11 protein-coding genes and 1 pseudogene are annotated in these 15,607 nt (G+C 66.1%); 2 read left to right on the top strand and 10 right to left on the bottom strand.

The window, feature by feature from the left end; translation table 11 throughout:
* The 4 genes and pseudogenes from G3O00_RS17335 to G3O00_RS17320 form a co-directional block, all read right to left on the bottom strand.
* Nucleotides 1–136 (bottom strand): annotated as a pseudogene (locus G3O00_RS17335) (acetyl-CoA C-acetyltransferase); the annotation flags it as partial.
* 99 nt (nt 137–235) lie between these two features.
* The gene (gene phaC, locus G3O00_RS17330; RefSeq protein ID WP_174930855.1) at nt 236–2,101 is read right to left on the bottom strand and encodes a class I poly(R)-hydroxyalkanoic acid synthase; all 1,866 of its coding nucleotides are present in this window, start codon (nt 2,099–2,101) and stop codon (nt 236–238) included.
* Nucleotides 2,102–2,461: 360 nt separating this feature from the next.
* Nucleotides 2,462–3,301, bottom strand: a complete 840-nt coding sequence (gene pgeF / locus G3O00_RS17325) for a peptidoglycan editing factor PgeF (RefSeq protein ID WP_206143727.1) — start codon at nt 3,299–3,301, stop codon at nt 2,462–2,464.
* A gap of 6 nt (nt 3,302–3,307) precedes the next feature.
* Complete coding sequence (locus G3O00_RS17320; RefSeq protein ID WP_011352244.1) at nt 3,308–4,516, bottom strand: RluA family pseudouridine synthase; 1,209 nt, start codon at nt 4,514–4,516, stop codon at nt 3,308–3,310.
* A gap of 41 nt (nt 4,517–4,557) precedes the next feature.
* Here G3O00_RS17320 and G3O00_RS17315 point away from each other — a divergent pair, with 41 nt between their 5' ends.
* On the top strand, nt 4,558–5,382 hold the full coding sequence (locus tag G3O00_RS17315; RefSeq protein WP_011352245.1) for an outer membrane protein assembly factor BamD: 825 nt from the start codon (nt 4,558–4,560) through the stop codon (nt 5,380–5,382).
* Nucleotides 5,383–5,503: 121 nt separating this feature from the next.
* Here G3O00_RS17315 and G3O00_RS17310 read toward each other — a convergent pair whose 3' ends face one another.
* The 3 genes from G3O00_RS17310 to G3O00_RS17300 all read right to left on the bottom strand — a co-directional run bounded on the left by G3O00_RS17310 (nt 5,504) and on the right by G3O00_RS17300 (nt 8,851).
* The gene (locus G3O00_RS17310) at nt 5,504–7,750 is read right to left on the bottom strand and encodes an ATP-dependent DNA helicase (RefSeq protein WP_206143726.1); all 2,247 of its coding nucleotides are present in this window, start codon (nt 7,748–7,750) and stop codon (nt 5,504–5,506) included.
* Between the two features lie 55 nt (nt 7,751–7,805).
* A complete protein-coding gene (locus G3O00_RS17305) occupies nt 7,806–8,021 on the bottom strand; it encodes a YdcH family protein (RefSeq protein ID WP_011352247.1) in 216 nt (71 codons plus the stop codon).
* A 77-nt stretch (nt 8,022–8,098) separates the two neighbouring features.
* Nucleotides 8,099–8,851, bottom strand: a complete 753-nt coding sequence (locus tag G3O00_RS17300; protein WP_011352248.1) for a hypothetical protein — start codon at nt 8,849–8,851, stop codon at nt 8,099–8,101.
* A gap of 160 nt (nt 8,852–9,011) precedes the next feature.
* Between G3O00_RS17300 and G3O00_RS17295 the strand changes: the two genes are divergently transcribed.
* Nucleotides 9,012–11,336: a Tex family protein gene (locus G3O00_RS17295; RefSeq protein ID WP_206143725.1), complete on the top strand. Its 2,325-nt coding sequence runs from the start codon at nt 9,012–9,014 to the stop codon at nt 11,334–11,336.
* Between the two features lie 109 nt (nt 11,337–11,445).
* On the opposite strand, the gene G3O00_RS17290 is transcribed toward G3O00_RS17295, so the two are convergent.
* The 3 genes from G3O00_RS17290 to G3O00_RS17280 form a co-directional block, all read right to left on the bottom strand.
* Nucleotides 11,446–13,362: a potassium transporter Kup gene (locus tag G3O00_RS17290; protein WP_174930862.1), complete on the bottom strand. Its 1,917-nt coding sequence runs from the start codon at nt 13,360–13,362 to the stop codon at nt 11,446–11,448.
* 273 nt (nt 13,363–13,635) lie between these two features.
* Entirely contained in the window at nt 13,636–14,232 is a 597-nt protein-coding gene (locus G3O00_RS17285; protein WP_011352251.1) for a phosphoribosyltransferase, read from the bottom strand.
* Nucleotides 14,233–14,239: 7 nt separating this feature from the next.
* Nucleotides 14,240–15,586, bottom strand: coding sequence for an adenylosuccinate synthase (locus G3O00_RS17280; RefSeq protein WP_011352252.1), 1,347 nt, complete (start codon nt 15,584–15,586; stop codon nt 14,240–14,242).
* Nucleotides 15,587–15,607: the final 21 nt, after the last annotated feature.

Here is a 15,607-nt window from a genome sequence, read left to right as displayed (position 1 = left end):
CGGGCTTCACGCCCGCACGCTCCAGCACCGCGCGGATCACCGTCGCGCCCAGCTCGGGCGCCGCAATCTTCGCAAGCGAACCGCCGAATTTGCCGACCGCGGTCCGCGCGGCCGATACGATCACTACGTCCGTCATTTCCCTTTCCTCCAGGCCCGCACGACACGGCGCATCGCTACCGGCCCTGTTAAAAAAACTGCGGTGCACCGGACAGCCTGCGCCGCTGTCCGGTTTTCGTCAATCGCGCTGCAACACGTAGCGGCCCGGCGCCGGCTCGATCACTGGGAACTGCGCGGTACCGGGCTGGGCGGGCGGCTCCACCTTGCGGCCGCCGTACTGGTCGAGCCATTCGACCCAGGTCGTCCACCAGCTGCCCGGTTGCTCGGTGGCACCGGCGAACCAGTCGTCCGCCGATTCGGGCAGATCGCTGTCGTTGACCCAGTAGCTGCGCTTCTTCTTCGCCGGCGGATTGATCACGCCCGCGATGTGCCCCGACGCGCCGAGCACGAACTTCAGCGGGCCCGACAGGATCGACGTGGACGCGTAGGCCGTCTGCCACGGCACGATGTGATCCTCGCGCGAGCCGTAGATGAAGGTCGGCACGTCGATCAGCGTCAGGTCGACCGATTCGCCGCACACGGTCAGCGCGCCTGGTTCGCGCAGCTTGTTCTCGAGATAGGTATTGCGCAGGTACCACGCATACATCGGGCCCGGCAGGCTCGTCGAATCGCTGTTCCAGTACAGCAGGTCGAACGGCGCCGGCGTGCGGCCCTTCAGGTAGTTGTCGACGACGTAGTTCCACACGAGATCGTTCGGCCGCAGGAACGAGAACGTGTTCGCGAATTCGACGCCGCGCATCAGCCCCGGCTGCGTGCCGTTCTTGCCGCCGATGGTCTGCTCGCGCATCTGCACGTGCGCCTCGTCGACGAACACGTCGAGAATGCCGGTGTCGGTGAAGTCGAGCATCGCGGTGAGCAGCGTCATCGACGCGGCCGGATGTTCGCCGCGCGCGGCCAGCACCGCGAGCGCGGTCGCGAGCATCGTGCCGCCGACGCAGAAGCCGAGCGTGTTGATCTGTTCGCGGCCGCTGACCTGCTGCACGGCGTCGATCGCCGCGAGCAGCCCTTCGTTCATGTAGTCGTCCCACGTCTTGTGCGCGACCGATGCGTCCGCGTTGCGCCACGACACGAGGAACACCTGATGGCCGTTCGACAGCGCATGCGCGACGAGCGAATTCTCGGGCTGCAGGTCGAGGATGTAGAACTTGTTGATGCAGGGCGGCACGATCAGCAGCGGCCGCTCGAACACCTTGTCCGTCTTCGGCGTGTACTGGATCAGCTGGATCAGGTCGTTCTCGTAGACGACCGCACCTTCAGTACATCCAAGGTTCTTGCCGACCACGAACTGCGATTCGTCGGTCTGCGAAATCTTGCCGCGCTGCATGTCGCCGAGCAGGTTCATCATCCCTTGCCGCAGACTTTCGCCCTGCGTCTCGAGGATCGATTTCTGTGCGTCGGGATTGAGTGCGAGGAAGTTGCTCGGCGCGGCCGCGGCCGTCCACTGCTGGACCGTGAAACGAATGCGCTCGCGCGTCTTCGGATCGGTCTGCAGCGCGTCGGCCAGTTCCTGCAGATAGCGCGCGTTGAGCAGATACCAGGCTGCCGCGAACGCATGCGCCGGCGACGCCTTCCACGCATCGCCGCTGAAACGGCGGTCCTTCAGTTCGGGCGACTCGAGCTTCGCCGCGGCGGCCTGCTGCATCAGCGCCATGCAATCGCGCGCGTAGTCGGCCTGCAGCGCCTGCAGCCGCTCGGGCGGAATCGCGGCGGCCGGCAGCTTCAACCCGGCGAACGGCGACGCCATCGCGCCGAAATCGGGCATCGACGGCATCTGGAACGGAAACGATGTCGGAAACTGGAATGTTGCGAACGGATTCACGGTGGCCGACGCAGTCGCGGCGCGTGCCGGATCTGCAAAACCGCGCCACGCGTTCAACCACGACTCGAACATCTGCTGCATCGGCTGGGCGGCCGGATCGAAACCAATGCTGCCCGTGGAAGTGCCCGCCTGAGCGGACGTCGACGATTTTTTCGATGCTGTCATTACCTGCCTTACCGGTGATTCGTGAGCGTCTATCGTGAAATCCTGCTCGCGCGCGGCATGCCGGCTGCGAGCCGGGCCGTCATGCTCTGGAGAGGCGTCTCCAGATTCTGCCGCAGTGCGGTATTTTTATCATTATCGTTTTCCCCATGTGAAGCGCCATGTCAAGCCGCTGAACATTTCCGTACGGAGATAATCCTCGCACAACAGACGGGACAAGGGTTCCGGCGAAACATAAAACATTTTGATTGACTTGACTTCGGGATTTTTCATTCATTCGCGCATGCCGCGCGGCATGGCCGCCAAAATATCGAGATAACCCGATTTTGCGGCGCAGCAAACCCTGCGTGCATGCGCATCTCGTCAATCGGCCAGCCAGATCGCCGCCGCCATGCGGCCCGTCACGCGATCACGCCGGTACGAATAGAAACGATCCTGTTCGGTGACCGTACAGGCCGTCCCGCCACTCACGTGCGCAACGCCCGCACGCGCGAGACGCAGGCGCGCGAGCGCATAGAGATCGGCGAGAAACTTGCCCGGCGCGCCATCGATCGCGACGAACGCAAGCCGGGTTTCATCATGCTCCGAGTGCGGGGCCGTGTCGAGAAACGCATCACGCACGTCGGCGCCGACCTCGAACGCCCGCGGGCCGATCGCCGGCCCGAGGTACGCATGAAGCGCGTCCGTCGCACCGCCCGCAAGTGCCGCGACACGCGCCGCGGTCTGCTCGACGATGCCGGCCGCCAGCCCGCGCCAGCCTGCATGTGCGGCGCCGACTGCGCGGCCCTGCACGTCGCACAGCAGCACGGGCAGGCAATCCGCGACCATCACGACGCAGACGGCACCCGTCCGGTCGGTGACGCTCGCATCGGCCTGCACCGGCGCCGTAGCCGCAGGTGCCGCCGCGATCACCTCGTCCGCACGCACGATCTGCGCGCCGTGAACCTGCTCGAGCCACGCAGCATTCGACTGGCCTGCCAGCGCCAGCAAACGCGCGCGATTCCCGGCGACATGGGCCGGGTCGTCACCGGTATGGAGGCCGAGATTCATGCCGCCCGGCAGCGCGTCTCCGCCCTGCCAGCGCCCGTACGGGCCTTCGCTCAGCCCGCCGTCGCGCGTCGTGACCAGCGCACGCACGCGCGGCGACACCTGCCAGTCGGGCTGTACGCAGTCCCGCCACGTCATCGGCGCCAGGTTCGTCATCGGCACTCACTCCTCCTCATCGTCCAGGTACGGCTCGTCATCGTGATACTCGCCGCCGAAATCGTCATCGTCGTAGACACCGTCATCGTCGCCGAATTCCTCGTCGCCTTGCCCGAAGCCGAGCGCCGCGACCAGCGTGTTCATGTCGTCCGGCAACGGGCAGCGCCATTGCATCGCCTTGCCCGTGACTGGATGCACGAGACCGAGCCGCCATGCATGCAGCGCCTGTCGCGCGAACCCGTCCGGCAGCGGCGTGACCGAGCGCTTGCCGCGCGCACGCCCGTACACGGGATCGCCGAGCAGCGGATGCCCGGCATGCGCGCAGTGCACGCGGATCTGGTGCGTGCGACCGGTCTCGAGATCGCACTGAATCGCCGAAACCGGCTGACGTTGCCACAGGCATGTGTCAACCGTGCGGAAATGCGTGCGCGCAGGCTTGCCCGATGCGCCCGTGACGACGGCCATGCGCGTGCGTTCACGCGGATCGCGGCCGATCGGCGCATCGATCGTGCCTTCCTCGGGCATCGTGCCCCACACCAGCGCGAAATAGCGGCGCTTCACCGTGCGGGCCTGCAACTGGCGCACGAGGTCCGTCTGCGCGGCCAGCGTGCGCGCCACCACCATCAGGCCCGACGTTTCCTTGTCGAGCCGGTGGACGATCCCTGCGCGGGGCAGGCCGGCCGCCGCGTCGCCATAGCGGTGCAGCAGCCCGTTGAGGATCGTGCCGCTCCAGTTGCCGGCGGCCGGATGCACGACGAGGCCGGCCGGCTTGTTGATGACGACGAGCGCGTCGTCCTCGTAGATCACGTCGAGCGGCACCGGCTCCGGCGTAAAGGCGAGCTGCTCGGGGAGCAGGTCGGGGACGAGCTGGATCTTCGCGCCGAGCGGCACCGGCTGGCGGATCTTCGCCGGCGCGCCGTCGACGAGCACGCGCTGCGCCTCGATCCAGCTCTGCAGGCGGCTGCGCGAGAATTCGGGGAACAGTTGGGCGAGCGCCTTGTCGAGGCGTTCGCCCGCGAGCGACAGTGGCACTTCGACGACGCGCGGCGCTTCATCGACCGCTGCGGACGGCACGACGGGCGGCTGCATTGCGTCGCCGGTCAGATCGTCATCGAGGGAATCCCCCGAGGCAGCGTCGGCGGGCCGATCGCTTGGGCTATAATCTTCGCGATTTGGTGTGCCCGGCTGGGCATTCTGCGAACTTGAACGGGTCATTTAGACTGGGTCACCGAGACTTGAAGCTAGGACATGCGAGCATGATGAATTCGACCAAACGCACGGCCAGAACCGCCGCCGCCCGGGCTGCGGCGGTAGCGGCCGCGGCCCTCATCGCCGGCTGCCACGGCTTGCCGCAGAAGCAGGACGAGACGGCTACCTGGTCGAACAACAAATTATACTCAGAGGCCCAGGACGCACTGTCCGGAGGCGACTGGGGCAAGTGCGCGAAATATTTCGAATCGCTGCAAGGTCGCGATCCGTTCGGCCATTTCGCGCAACAGGCGCAGATCAACGTTGCATACTGCAACTGGAAGGATAACGAAGCGGCGGCCGCCGACCAGGCCGTCGATCGCTTCATCCAGCTCCACCCCGATCATCCGGATATTCCGTACGCGTACTACCTGAAGGGGATGATCCACTTCAACGACGATCTGGGCCTGTTCGGCCGCTTCTCCGGCCAGGACATGAGCGAGCGCGATCCGCAGGCACTGCGCGAATCGTACGATGCGTTCAAGGTCGTCGTCGACCGCTTCCCGAAGAGCAAGTATGCGCCCGACGCCGCCGCGCGGATGCGCTACATCGTCAACGCGCTCGCGTCGCACGAAGTGCACGCGGCCGACTACTACTACCGGCGCGGCGCCTACGTCGCGGCCATCAACCGTGCGCAGCTCGCGATCAAGGACTACAAGGGCGCCCCGGCGATCGAGGACGCGCTGCACATCATGATCCTGTCGTACGGCAAGCTGAACCAGCCGCAACTCGCCGAGGACACGAAGCGCGTGCTCGCCGGCACGTTCCCCGACAGCCCGTATGTCACGGGCCACTCGCGCCCCGGCGCGAAAAAGTCGTGGTGGCAGTTCTGACGAAAGCACCGTGCAGCCCTCGCTGCACGAACAAAAAAACCCGGCCATCGAGCCGGGTTTTTTATTGGCGCCGCACTCAGGCGGCGCCGGTGCGATCGCGCGACGATCGCCGCGCGCGCCGTCACGTGCGCTTTGCCGAACGGTGATCGTCGAAGAAGTCCTGGACGACCGCGATCTCGCGGGTCCGCTTGAACGGCGGCAGGCTCTGCCAGATCCGGCGCCCGTAGGGCTTGTCGACAAGCCGCGTGTCGCAGATCATCAGCACGCCGCGATCCGTCTCCGCGCGAATCAGCCGGCCCGCACCCTGCTTCAGCGTAATCACGGCCTGCGGCAACTGGTGCACGGCGAACGGGCTCAGCCCCTTCTTCGTCAGCGCGTCGAGCCGCGCGGCCAGCACCGGATCGTCCGGCGGCGCAAACGGCAGCTTGTCGATCACGACGAGCGACAGCGCGTCGCCGCGCACGTCGACGCCTTCCCAGAAACTCTGGCTGCCGACCAGGATCGCGTTGCCATACGCGCGGAAGCGGTCGAGCAGTTCGGTGCGGCTCGCATCGCCCTGCACGAGCAGTGGCGTGTTCCAGCCGCGCGATTCGATCACGTCACGCAGCTTCGACGCGATCCGGTCGACCGCGCGCAGCGTCGTGCACAACATGAACACACCGCCACCGGACGCCTCGATCGCCGGCAGCGCGGCATCGAAGACGGCATCGGTAAACGCCGGCGAAGACGGTTGCGGCAAGTTACGCGGCACGTACAGCAGCCCTTGCGACTGGTAGTCGAACGGGCTTGCGAGCGTCATCGAGCGACGCGAGCTGAGGCCCATCTGCGCCGCATAGTGCGTGAAATCGCCGCGCACCGACAGCGTGGCCGACGTGAACACCCATGCACGCGGCACGCCCGCGCGCTGCTTGGCAAAAATCGGCGCGACCGACAGCGGCGTTTCGTGCAGCTGGACCGTATGCGCGAACACTTCGACCCAGCGCACCTTCTCGTTCGGATCGCCGTCGGATGCCGCCTTGTCGCCGGCCGCCGTTGCGTCGGCCTTCGCCGCCGCTTCCGTCGCGCCGGGTGCGACCCAGCCGGCCAGCAGGTCCTGCAGCTCGCGTGCGCGCCGCAGGCACGCGCCGAGCGATTCCGCCCGTTCGGCCTGGCTGGCAAGCGCCGACGCCAACGCGTCGAGCGCAGCCTCGAGCGCGTCGAGCGCGCCGAACATCGGGTGATCGTCGCCGAGCTGGGCGAGCGACATGCGGACGATCTGGTCGTTCGCGAACGCAAGGCGCAAATCGCGCGCCGCGCGCTCGAGATCGCCGCCGAGCTTCACCCACTCGACCGCGTCGCGTGCATGGCTCAGGCCTTCCGCCACCGTGTCCCGGGCGAGCTCGAGAATCTGCGTCGTCGACAACGTCTCGCCGAAGAACAGCGTCGCCGTTTCCGGCAACTGGTGCGCTTCGTCGAAGATGACCGTGTTCGCGTTCGGCAGCAGCTCGGCCATCCCCGTATCGCGCAGCATGATGTCCGCGAAGAACAGGTGATGGTTGACGACGACGACATCGGCCTGCTGCGCCTCGCGCCGCGCCTGCATCACGAAGCAGTCCTTGTAATGCGGGCACTCCTGGCCGAGGCAGTTGTCGCGCGTCGACGTGACCATCGACCACACCGGCGCCGTTTCCGGCACGCTCGCGAGTTCGGCCTTGTCGCCGCTCTTCGTGATCTTCGCGAAACGGACGATTTCCTGCAGATAGGCCGTATCCTGCCGCGACGGCAACCGGCCGTTGTCGGCCGTGCGTTGCAGGTAGTAGTGGCACAGGTAGTTTGCACGGCCCTTCAGCATCGCGACCGACACCGGCACCGCGAGCGCGTTGCGCACGGTCGGGATGTCGCGCGCGAACAGCTGGTCCTGCAGGTGTTTCGTGCCGGTCGACACGATCACCTTGCCGCCCCACAGCATCGCGGGCACGAGGTACGCATAGGTCTTGCCGGTCCCCGTACCGGCCTCGACGATCAGCGTGTTGTCGCCGGCATCGCTGTCGGCCTCGGTTGCGGCGGCATCCGCGCCCGGTTCGGCCGCCTTGTCGCCATCGCCGAGGCGACGCGCCGGCCGCTTGCGGGTTTCGAAGATCTCGGGGTCGGGCATCCGGCGCGCGGACGCTTCCATCGCGGACGCGACCGCGCGCGCCATCTCGATCTGCGCCATACGCGGCCGATAACCGTCGAGCGCGCGCGCCAGCAAGCCACCTTCGCCGAAGATCGTGTCGAGTTCGTCGACGCGCTTGCGGCTCAGTTCAAAGGTGCCTTCGGGCGCACGAGCGCGCCCGGCGGGCGATACATCGCGCCGGGCATCGGGGGTGGCTTCAAGCGGTGAATTCAAGGCAAGCGTTCCTGTGTCCAGCGCCCGGGCGGCGCCGGCGCTTGCCAGGCCGCGCTCAGGCGCGCTTATCCGGTTCCAGCTGCGATTGCAGCAAAATGATTTTGTCCTTGGCCGCCAGCTTTTCCTTCTTCAGCCGGTGCAGCGTGATGTCGTCGATGTCGGAGTGTCCTTCCTTCAGCTCGATCTCCCGAGCGAGCTGCTGGTGCTGCTCCTGCAATGCAACCAAACGGTTGTGCAATTCCTGCTGCTGTTCCGTAGGACGGTTTTGCATATGCGCCTCCTCATCGAAGCAGCGCGCCGGCTGGCGTGCCAGCGCGCACGAGACTGATTCCGGATCAATCCAACACGTTACTGCCCCTGCTGTTGCTTCTGCTGCGCCTTCTCGGCCGCTTCCTTCTGACGCTGCTCGACATCGGCCTTGTGCTGCACGGCTTCCTTCTGCTTCTGCTCGTAGCGCGCGGCGTTGTCCGCCCGCTCCTGCGCCTTCTGCGCAGCCTGCTGGTGCGCCTGGTCGAGCTTGCGCTGGAAGTCGCCCTGCTTCTGGTCGTATGCCTGCTTGCTCGCCGCGCGCTGCGGCCCTTCCGCGCCACGCTGCGCCTGCTTCAGAGCATTCTGCTCCTGCTTGTCGCGGAACGCAGCCGCGTTTGCCGCGTCGTTCGCCGCGCGCTGCGGCGCTTCCGCCGCGTTCTGCGCCGCCTTCAGCGCCTGCTGCTGGTCGCGCTGCTGCGCGCGCACTGCCCGCTGCTCGTCGTTGAGCGCGAGCTGCTCCTGGCGGATGCTCGCCCGCTCGTCGCGCATCTGGACACGCGCCTTGCCGAGACAGTGATTGACGAAAAACTTGCTGTAGCAATCGTGCTCGGCCACCGCATAACGATAATCGTTTTCTGCGGAGCGTTGATTGAGCACTTTTTGACGGGCATCGAAATCCGGTGCGGCCGAGGCCATCACGGGTGCAGCCGCGGCGGCGGCCGGCGCGGTTGCGTCCGAAGCTTGCGCGAACGCGCCGGAAGGCCCGGCAGACAAAGCCGCGGCGAGCGCTGCGCCGAGCGCGACGAGAGAAATTCGGGAAGTTGGCAACGTCGTAGGAAAGCTGCGGGACATGTGTCAAATTCTATCACCCCCGGCTGGGCGCTCCGCCATTTATGGCAAAATGCCCCGCTTCACTCACCCGCGGCATCTGGCCCGTCGGGCCCGCCACGCAGCCCGCCGCTTCGGGCCTGCCGGCCCCCGCCGCGATTTCAGCAGGCAGATCATCCACGACATGACGGAAACCGTAGCACTCAAGATCGTACAGCGCATCGCCACCGAACTGGCCGTCCAGCCGCGCCAGGTCGCGGCGGCAGTGCAACTCCTCGACGAAGGCTCGACCGTTCCGTTCATTGCCCGGTACCGCAAGGAAGTGACCGGCAACCTGGACGACACGCAGTTGCGCCAGCTCGAGGAACGCCTCCTGTATCTGCGCGAACTCGAGGATCGCCGCGCGACGATCCTGTCGAGCATCGACGAACAGGGCAAGCTGACCGACGAACTGCGCGCCGCCATCGACGCGGCCGATAGCAAGCAGGTGCTCGAAGACCTTTATCTGCCGTACAAGCCGAAGCGCCGCACGCGTGCGCAGATCGCCCGCGAAGCCGGCCTCGAGCCGCTCGCCCAGGCGCTCCTCGCGAACCCGCTGCTCGACCCGCAGGCCGAGGCCGCCGCGTACGTCGACGCCGACAAGGGCGTCGCCGACGTGAAGGCCGCACTCGACGGTGCGCGTGACATCCTGTCCGAACAGTTCGGCGAAACGGCCGAGCTGCTCGGCAAGCTGCGCGACTACCTGCACAACCAGGGCGTCGTGTCGTCGGCCGTCGTCGAGGGCAAGGAAAACGAGGAAGGCGAGAAATTCCGCGACTATTACGACTACGCGGAAACGATCAAGACCGTGCCGTCGCACCGCGCCCTCGCGCTGTTCCGCGGCCGCAACGCGGGCGTGCTGACGGTCAAGCTCGGCCTCGGCGAAGAGCTCGACGCGCAGGTGCCGCATCCCGGCGAGGCGATGATCGCGCGCCATTTCGGCATCGCGAACCAGAACCGCCCGGCCGACAAATGGCTGTCCGACGTATGCCGTTGGTGCTGGCGCGTGAAGGTGCAGCCGCACATCGAGAACGAGCTGCTCACGCAACTGCGCGAAACGGCCGAAACGGAAGCGATCCGCGTGTTCGCGCGCAACCTGAACGACCTGCTGCTGGCCGCGCCGGCCGGCCCGAAGGCCGTGATCGGTCTCGACCCCGGCCTGCGCACGGGCGTGAAGGTCGCCGTCGTCGACCGCACCGGCAAGGTGCTCGCGACCGACACGATCTACCCGCACGAGCCGCGCCGCGACTGGGACGGCTCGATCGCGAAACTCGCACGCATCGCCGCGCAGACGCAGGCCGAGCTGATCAGCATCGGCAACGGCACCGCGTCGCGCGAAACCGACAAGCTCGCGAGCGAACTGATCGCGAAACACCCGGAGCTGCGCCTGCAGAAGATCGTCGTGTCGGAAGCCGGCGCGTCGGTCTATTCGGCATCCGAGCTGGCCGCGAAGGAATTCCCGGAGATGGACGTGTCGCTGCGCGGCGCCGTGTCGATCGCGCGCCGGCTGCAGGACCCGCTCGCCGAACTCGTGAAGATCGAGCCGAAGGCCATCGGCGTCGGCCAGTACCAGCACGACGTGAACCAGCGCGAACTCGCCCGCTCGCTCGACGCAGTCGTAGAGGACTGCGTGAACGCGGTCGGCGTCGACGCGAACACCGCGTCGGCCCCGCTGCTCGCCCGCGTATCGGGCCTGAACGCGACGCTCGCGCGCAACATCGTCGACTACCGCGATGCGAACGGCCCGTTCCCGTCGCGCGAGCACCTGCGCAAGGTGCCGCGCCTCGGCGACAAGACCTTCGAACAGGCCGCCGGCTTCCTGCGCATCAACGGCGGCGAGAATCCGCTCGACCGCTCGTCGGTGCACCCGGAGGCGTATCCGGTCGTCGAGCGGATGCTCGCAAAGATCAGCAAGCGCATCGACGACGTGCTCGGCAACCGCGAAGCACTGTCGGGCCTGTCCCCGACGGAATTTGTTGACGAACGTTTCGGCCTGCCGACCGTGCGCGACATCCTGTCCGAACTGGAGAAGCCGGGCCGCGATCCACGCCCCGAATTCAAGACCGCGACGTTCCGCGAAGGCGTCGAGAAGGTGTCGGATCTCGTGCCGGGCATGACGCTCGAAGGCGTCGTGACGAACGTCGCCGCGTTCGGCGCGTTCGTGGACATCGGCGTCCACCAGGACGGCCTCGTCCACGTATCCGCGATGTCGACGAAGTTCATCAAGGATCCGCACGAAGTCGTGAAGGCCGGCCAGGTCGTCAAGGTGAAGGTGATCGATGTCGACGTGAAGCGCCAGCGCATTGCGCTGACGATGCGCCTCGACGACGATGCGGCAGCGCCCGGCATGTCGTCGCGCGGCGGCCAGGATCGCGGCAACGCGGGGCGCGGCGCGGCCCGCCCGCAGCGTTCGCGCGAACCGGAACCGGCCGGCGCAATGGCCGCGGCGTTCGCCAAGCTGAAGCGCTAAGCACCCGCAAGCCTGCGCGGCATACAAAAAAGCCCGCCGAAAGGCGGGCTTTTTTTATGGCTTCGGCGAACAGGGCGCGCGGACGGACGGCCCGCACGCCACACCGCGATCAGATTTCGATCTTCGTCCCGAGTTCGACCACGCGGTTCGCCGGGATCGAGAAGAAGTCGGTCGGCTTCGCGGCGTTCTGGTGCATCCATGCGAACACGCGCTCGCGCCAGATCGACATCCCGGGCAGATGCGTCGGCACGACCGTTTCGCGTGCGAGGAAGAACGACGTATCCATCAACTCGAACGTCATGTCGTGCGTGCGGCCAAACTCTTCGAGCACGGCCTTCACGTCCGGCGTCTCGTTGAAGCCGTACTCGGCCCTGACGATATACAACCCGCCGCCCGCATCACGCGAGGTCTGGCGCTTGTCGTCGCGCACGTAAGGAATGTCGCGCGTGACGAACGTGAGGAAAATGGTCCGCTCGTGCAGCACCTTGTTGTGCTTCAGGTTGTGCAGCAGGCTCACGGGCACGAGCTTGTCGTTGCCGGTCAGGTAGATCGCGGTACCCGACACGCGATGCGGCGGATGGGCGAGCAGCCCCTGCAGGAACGGCTCGAGCGGGATACCGTCGGCCGCCGTGCGCTCCTTGACGATGTGACGCCCCTTGTACCAGGTCATCAGCAGGAAGAACAGCAACGCGCCGATGCCGAGCGGCAGCCAGCCGCCCTGCGCGACCTTCAGCAGGTTCGCGCCGAAGAAGCCGAGGTCGACCGCGAGGAACACCGCGATGATCGCGCCGACCAGCAGCCGGTTCCAGTTCCACACCTTCACCATCACGACCGCGGCGAGCACGGTCGTGATCACCATCGTCGCCGTCACGGCGATACCGTACGCAGCCGCGAGGTTGTCGGAGCTCTTGAAGCCGATGACGATGCAGAGGATCACGAACAGCAGCAGCCAGTTCACGACCGGCACGTAGATCTGGCCGATCGCGAGTTCCGACGTATGCAGCACCTTCATGCGCGGCACGTAGCCGAGCTGGATGGCCTGCGACGTCAGCGAATACGCGCCCGAGATCACTGCCTGCGACGCAATCACGGTTGCGACCGTCGACAGTATGACGAGCGGCAGCAGCCCCCATTCAGGTGCCAGCAGGAAGAACGGGTTCTCGATTGCCTTCGGGTTCTGGATCAGCAGCGCGCCCTGGCCGAAGTAGTTCAGCACGAGCGACGGCATCACGAGCCCGTAGGCGGCAATGCGGATCGGCTTCGCGCCGAAGTGGCCCATGTCCGCGTAGAGCGCTTCCGCACCGGTCAGCACCAGCACGACCGAGCCGAGCACGACGTACGCCTGCAGCAGGTGGTCGGCCATGAACGACGCCGCGTAATACGGGTTGATGGCCGCCATGATGCCCGGCACCCGCACGATGTGGTACACGCCGAGCGCGGCGATCACGACGAACCACAGCACCATGATCGGGCCGAACAGCTTGCCGACCAGTGCGGTACCGTGGCGCTGGATCCAGAACAGCGCGATCAGGATCACGATCGTGATCGGCAGCACGAGATGGGACAGGTGTGGCGTCGCGATTTCGAGGCCTTCGACCGCCGACATCACCGAGATCGCCGGCGTGATCACCGCGTCCCCGTAGAACATGCACGCGCCGAAGATCCCGAGCGCCATCAGCGCGCCCGCGACGCGGGTCTTCGAGTCGAGCGGCCGCAACGACAGCGCCATCAGCGCGAGCACGCCGCCTTCGCCGTTGTTGTCCGCCCGCATCACGAACAGCAGGTACTTGATGCCGACCACCAGGATGATTGCCCAGAACAGCAGCGAGATCACGCCGAGAATCGATCCTTCGGTGAGCGGAATGCCGTGTGCGGGGCTGAACGCCTCCTTGAGCGAATACAGCGGGCTGGTGCCGATGTCGCCGAACACGACGCCGATGGCTGCTATCGCTAGCGCCCGCATCGAGTGTTGTTGCGTCGAGTGCGGCGCGTGTGCTGCGTCGGTCGCGTGGATCGTGTCGTTCATATGAAGCGTAATAATCGGGTCCGGGTCGGACAAAACGAGCGCTATTCTACTCGCGCCCCCGTGAAACGCCGCCCTGCTCTGTTGCCTTGTAACCACGTGATCCACGCTGCGCATGCAATCCGGCGCGAGCTGTGGCAGGGCTGCCAATCATAGCCGGGGCAGCGCCGTCTGCCTACCGGATCCACGGTACGCGTGGCGCCACGTATGGCGCCCCAATGAAAAACGGCGCCGCAAGCGGCGCCGTACAAGGCTTTCGTTCGAGTGGCCGGCCGCTTACGCGCCCGAGCCGTCGCGCTGTGCGCGACCACGCTTGATCCACGCCTCGAGGTTGTGCGGGCGAACCGTGTCCCACTCCTCGAACGGCTGATGAATCCACGGATTCGTCGGCAGAAACTGCGTGTGATAGTCGGGCTTGACCTTCGAGCAACCCTTGTACCAGAGCACAGCCGAGCGCACGGCCGTCACCGACGGATAGCGCTCCTTCAGGTGCTCCTGCACGCGCGCAAGCGTGACGCCCGAATCGACGAGATCGTCGACCAGCAGCACGTTGCCTGCCAGGTTGCCGCGCGTCATCGTGATGTACTGCGCGATGTCGAGGTCGCCCTGCTCCGTGCCGGCCGCTTCCCGATACGAACTCGTCGCGAGGATCGCGAGCGGCACGTCGTAGATGCGTGACAGTTGATCGCCGACGCGCAGGCCACCGCGCGCGAGGCACAGGATCTGGTCGAACTTCCAACCCGATGCATGCACCTGGAGCGCGAGCAGCTCGATGAGACGGTGATACTCGTCCCAGCCTACCCACAGGTTCTTGTCGTCGTTGCGCGGATCGGTCATCAAGTCTGCCGCCGTCATCGTGATTTGCTGCGTCATCTGGAAATTACACCTTGAACGGATGGCGGAGCAGAATCGTTTCGTCGCGGTCCGGACCCGTCGACACCATGTCGACCGGCACGCCAGCCACTTCCTGGACGCGGGTCAGGTAAGCCTGCGCATTCGCCGGCAGTGCTTCCCACGTCTTGATGCCGACCGTGCTTTCCTTCCAGCCGGCAAACGTTTCGTAGACAGGCTCGCAACGGGCCACATCAGCGGCACCGCGCGGCAGGATGTCCGCATCCTTGCCGTCGATCTTGTAGCCGACGCACAGCTTGACTTCGTCGAGGCCGTCGAGCACGTCGAGCTTCGTCATGCACAGGCCCGACACGCCGTTGATCTGGATCGAGCGGCGCAGCGCGGCTGCGTCGAGCCAGCCCGTGCGGCGCGGACGGCCGGTGACCGAACCGAATTCCTTGCCGACGTTCGCGAGCGTGACGCCGACCTGGTCCTGACGCTGCGGATTGTCCGCATCGTACAGTTCGCTCGGGAACGGGCCCGAGCCGACGCGCGTGCAATATGCCTTCGTGATGCCGAGGATGTAGTTGAGCTTCTGCGGACCCACGCCCGCGCCAGCCGACGCCGCACCTGCGACGCAGTTGCTCGACGTGACGAACGGATAGGTGCCGTGATCGATGTCGAGCAGCGTGCCTTGTGCGCCTTCGAACAGCAGGTTCTGGCCCGCATTGTTCGCGTCGTACAGGCGGCGCGACACGTCGGCCACCATCGGCTTCAGGCGGTCGGCATAGCCGAGCATCGTGTCGAGCGTGGCCTGGAAATCGACGGCCGCGCCGCCCAGGTACTGGGTCAGCACGAAGTTGTGGAAATCGAGGTTTTCGCGCAGGCGGTCGGCGAAGGTCTTCGCGTCGAACAGGTCCTGCACGCGCAGCGCGCGGCGGCCGACCTTGTCTTCGTACGCGGGGCCGATGCCGCGGCCCGTCGTGCCGATCTTGCCCGCGCCCTTGCGCGCTTCGCGCGCCTGGTCGATCGCGATGTGATACGGCAGGATCAGCGTCGTCGCTTCGGAAATGAACAGGCGGTCGCGCACGTTCACGCCGGCTTCTTCCAGCTCGCCGATTTCCTTGAACAGTGCTTCGGGGGACAGGACGACGCCGTTGCCGATGTAGCAGGCGACGCCTTCACGCATGATGCCCGACGGAATGAGGCGCAAGATCGTTTTCTTGCCGCCGATGATGAGGGTGTGGCCGGCGTTGTGACCGCCCTGGAAACGCACGACGCCCTGAGCGTGGTCCGTCAGCCAGTCGACGATCTTGCCCTTGCCTTCATCACCCCATTGCGTTCCCACGACGACGACATTGCGCCCGGGAGTCACGTTCACTGCGCTGGCAGACATGTTGATTCGTTAGCTGGTTAA

It is taken from the genome of Burkholderia sp. Ac-20384 (genome assembly GCF_017104605.1).
GTDB classification, from domain to species: domain Bacteria; phylum Pseudomonadota; class Gammaproteobacteria; order Burkholderiales; family Burkholderiaceae; genus Burkholderia; species Burkholderia lata.
Note: the sequence above shows the minus strand (reverse complement) of the source record. Positions and strands in the feature narration are given on the sequence as shown.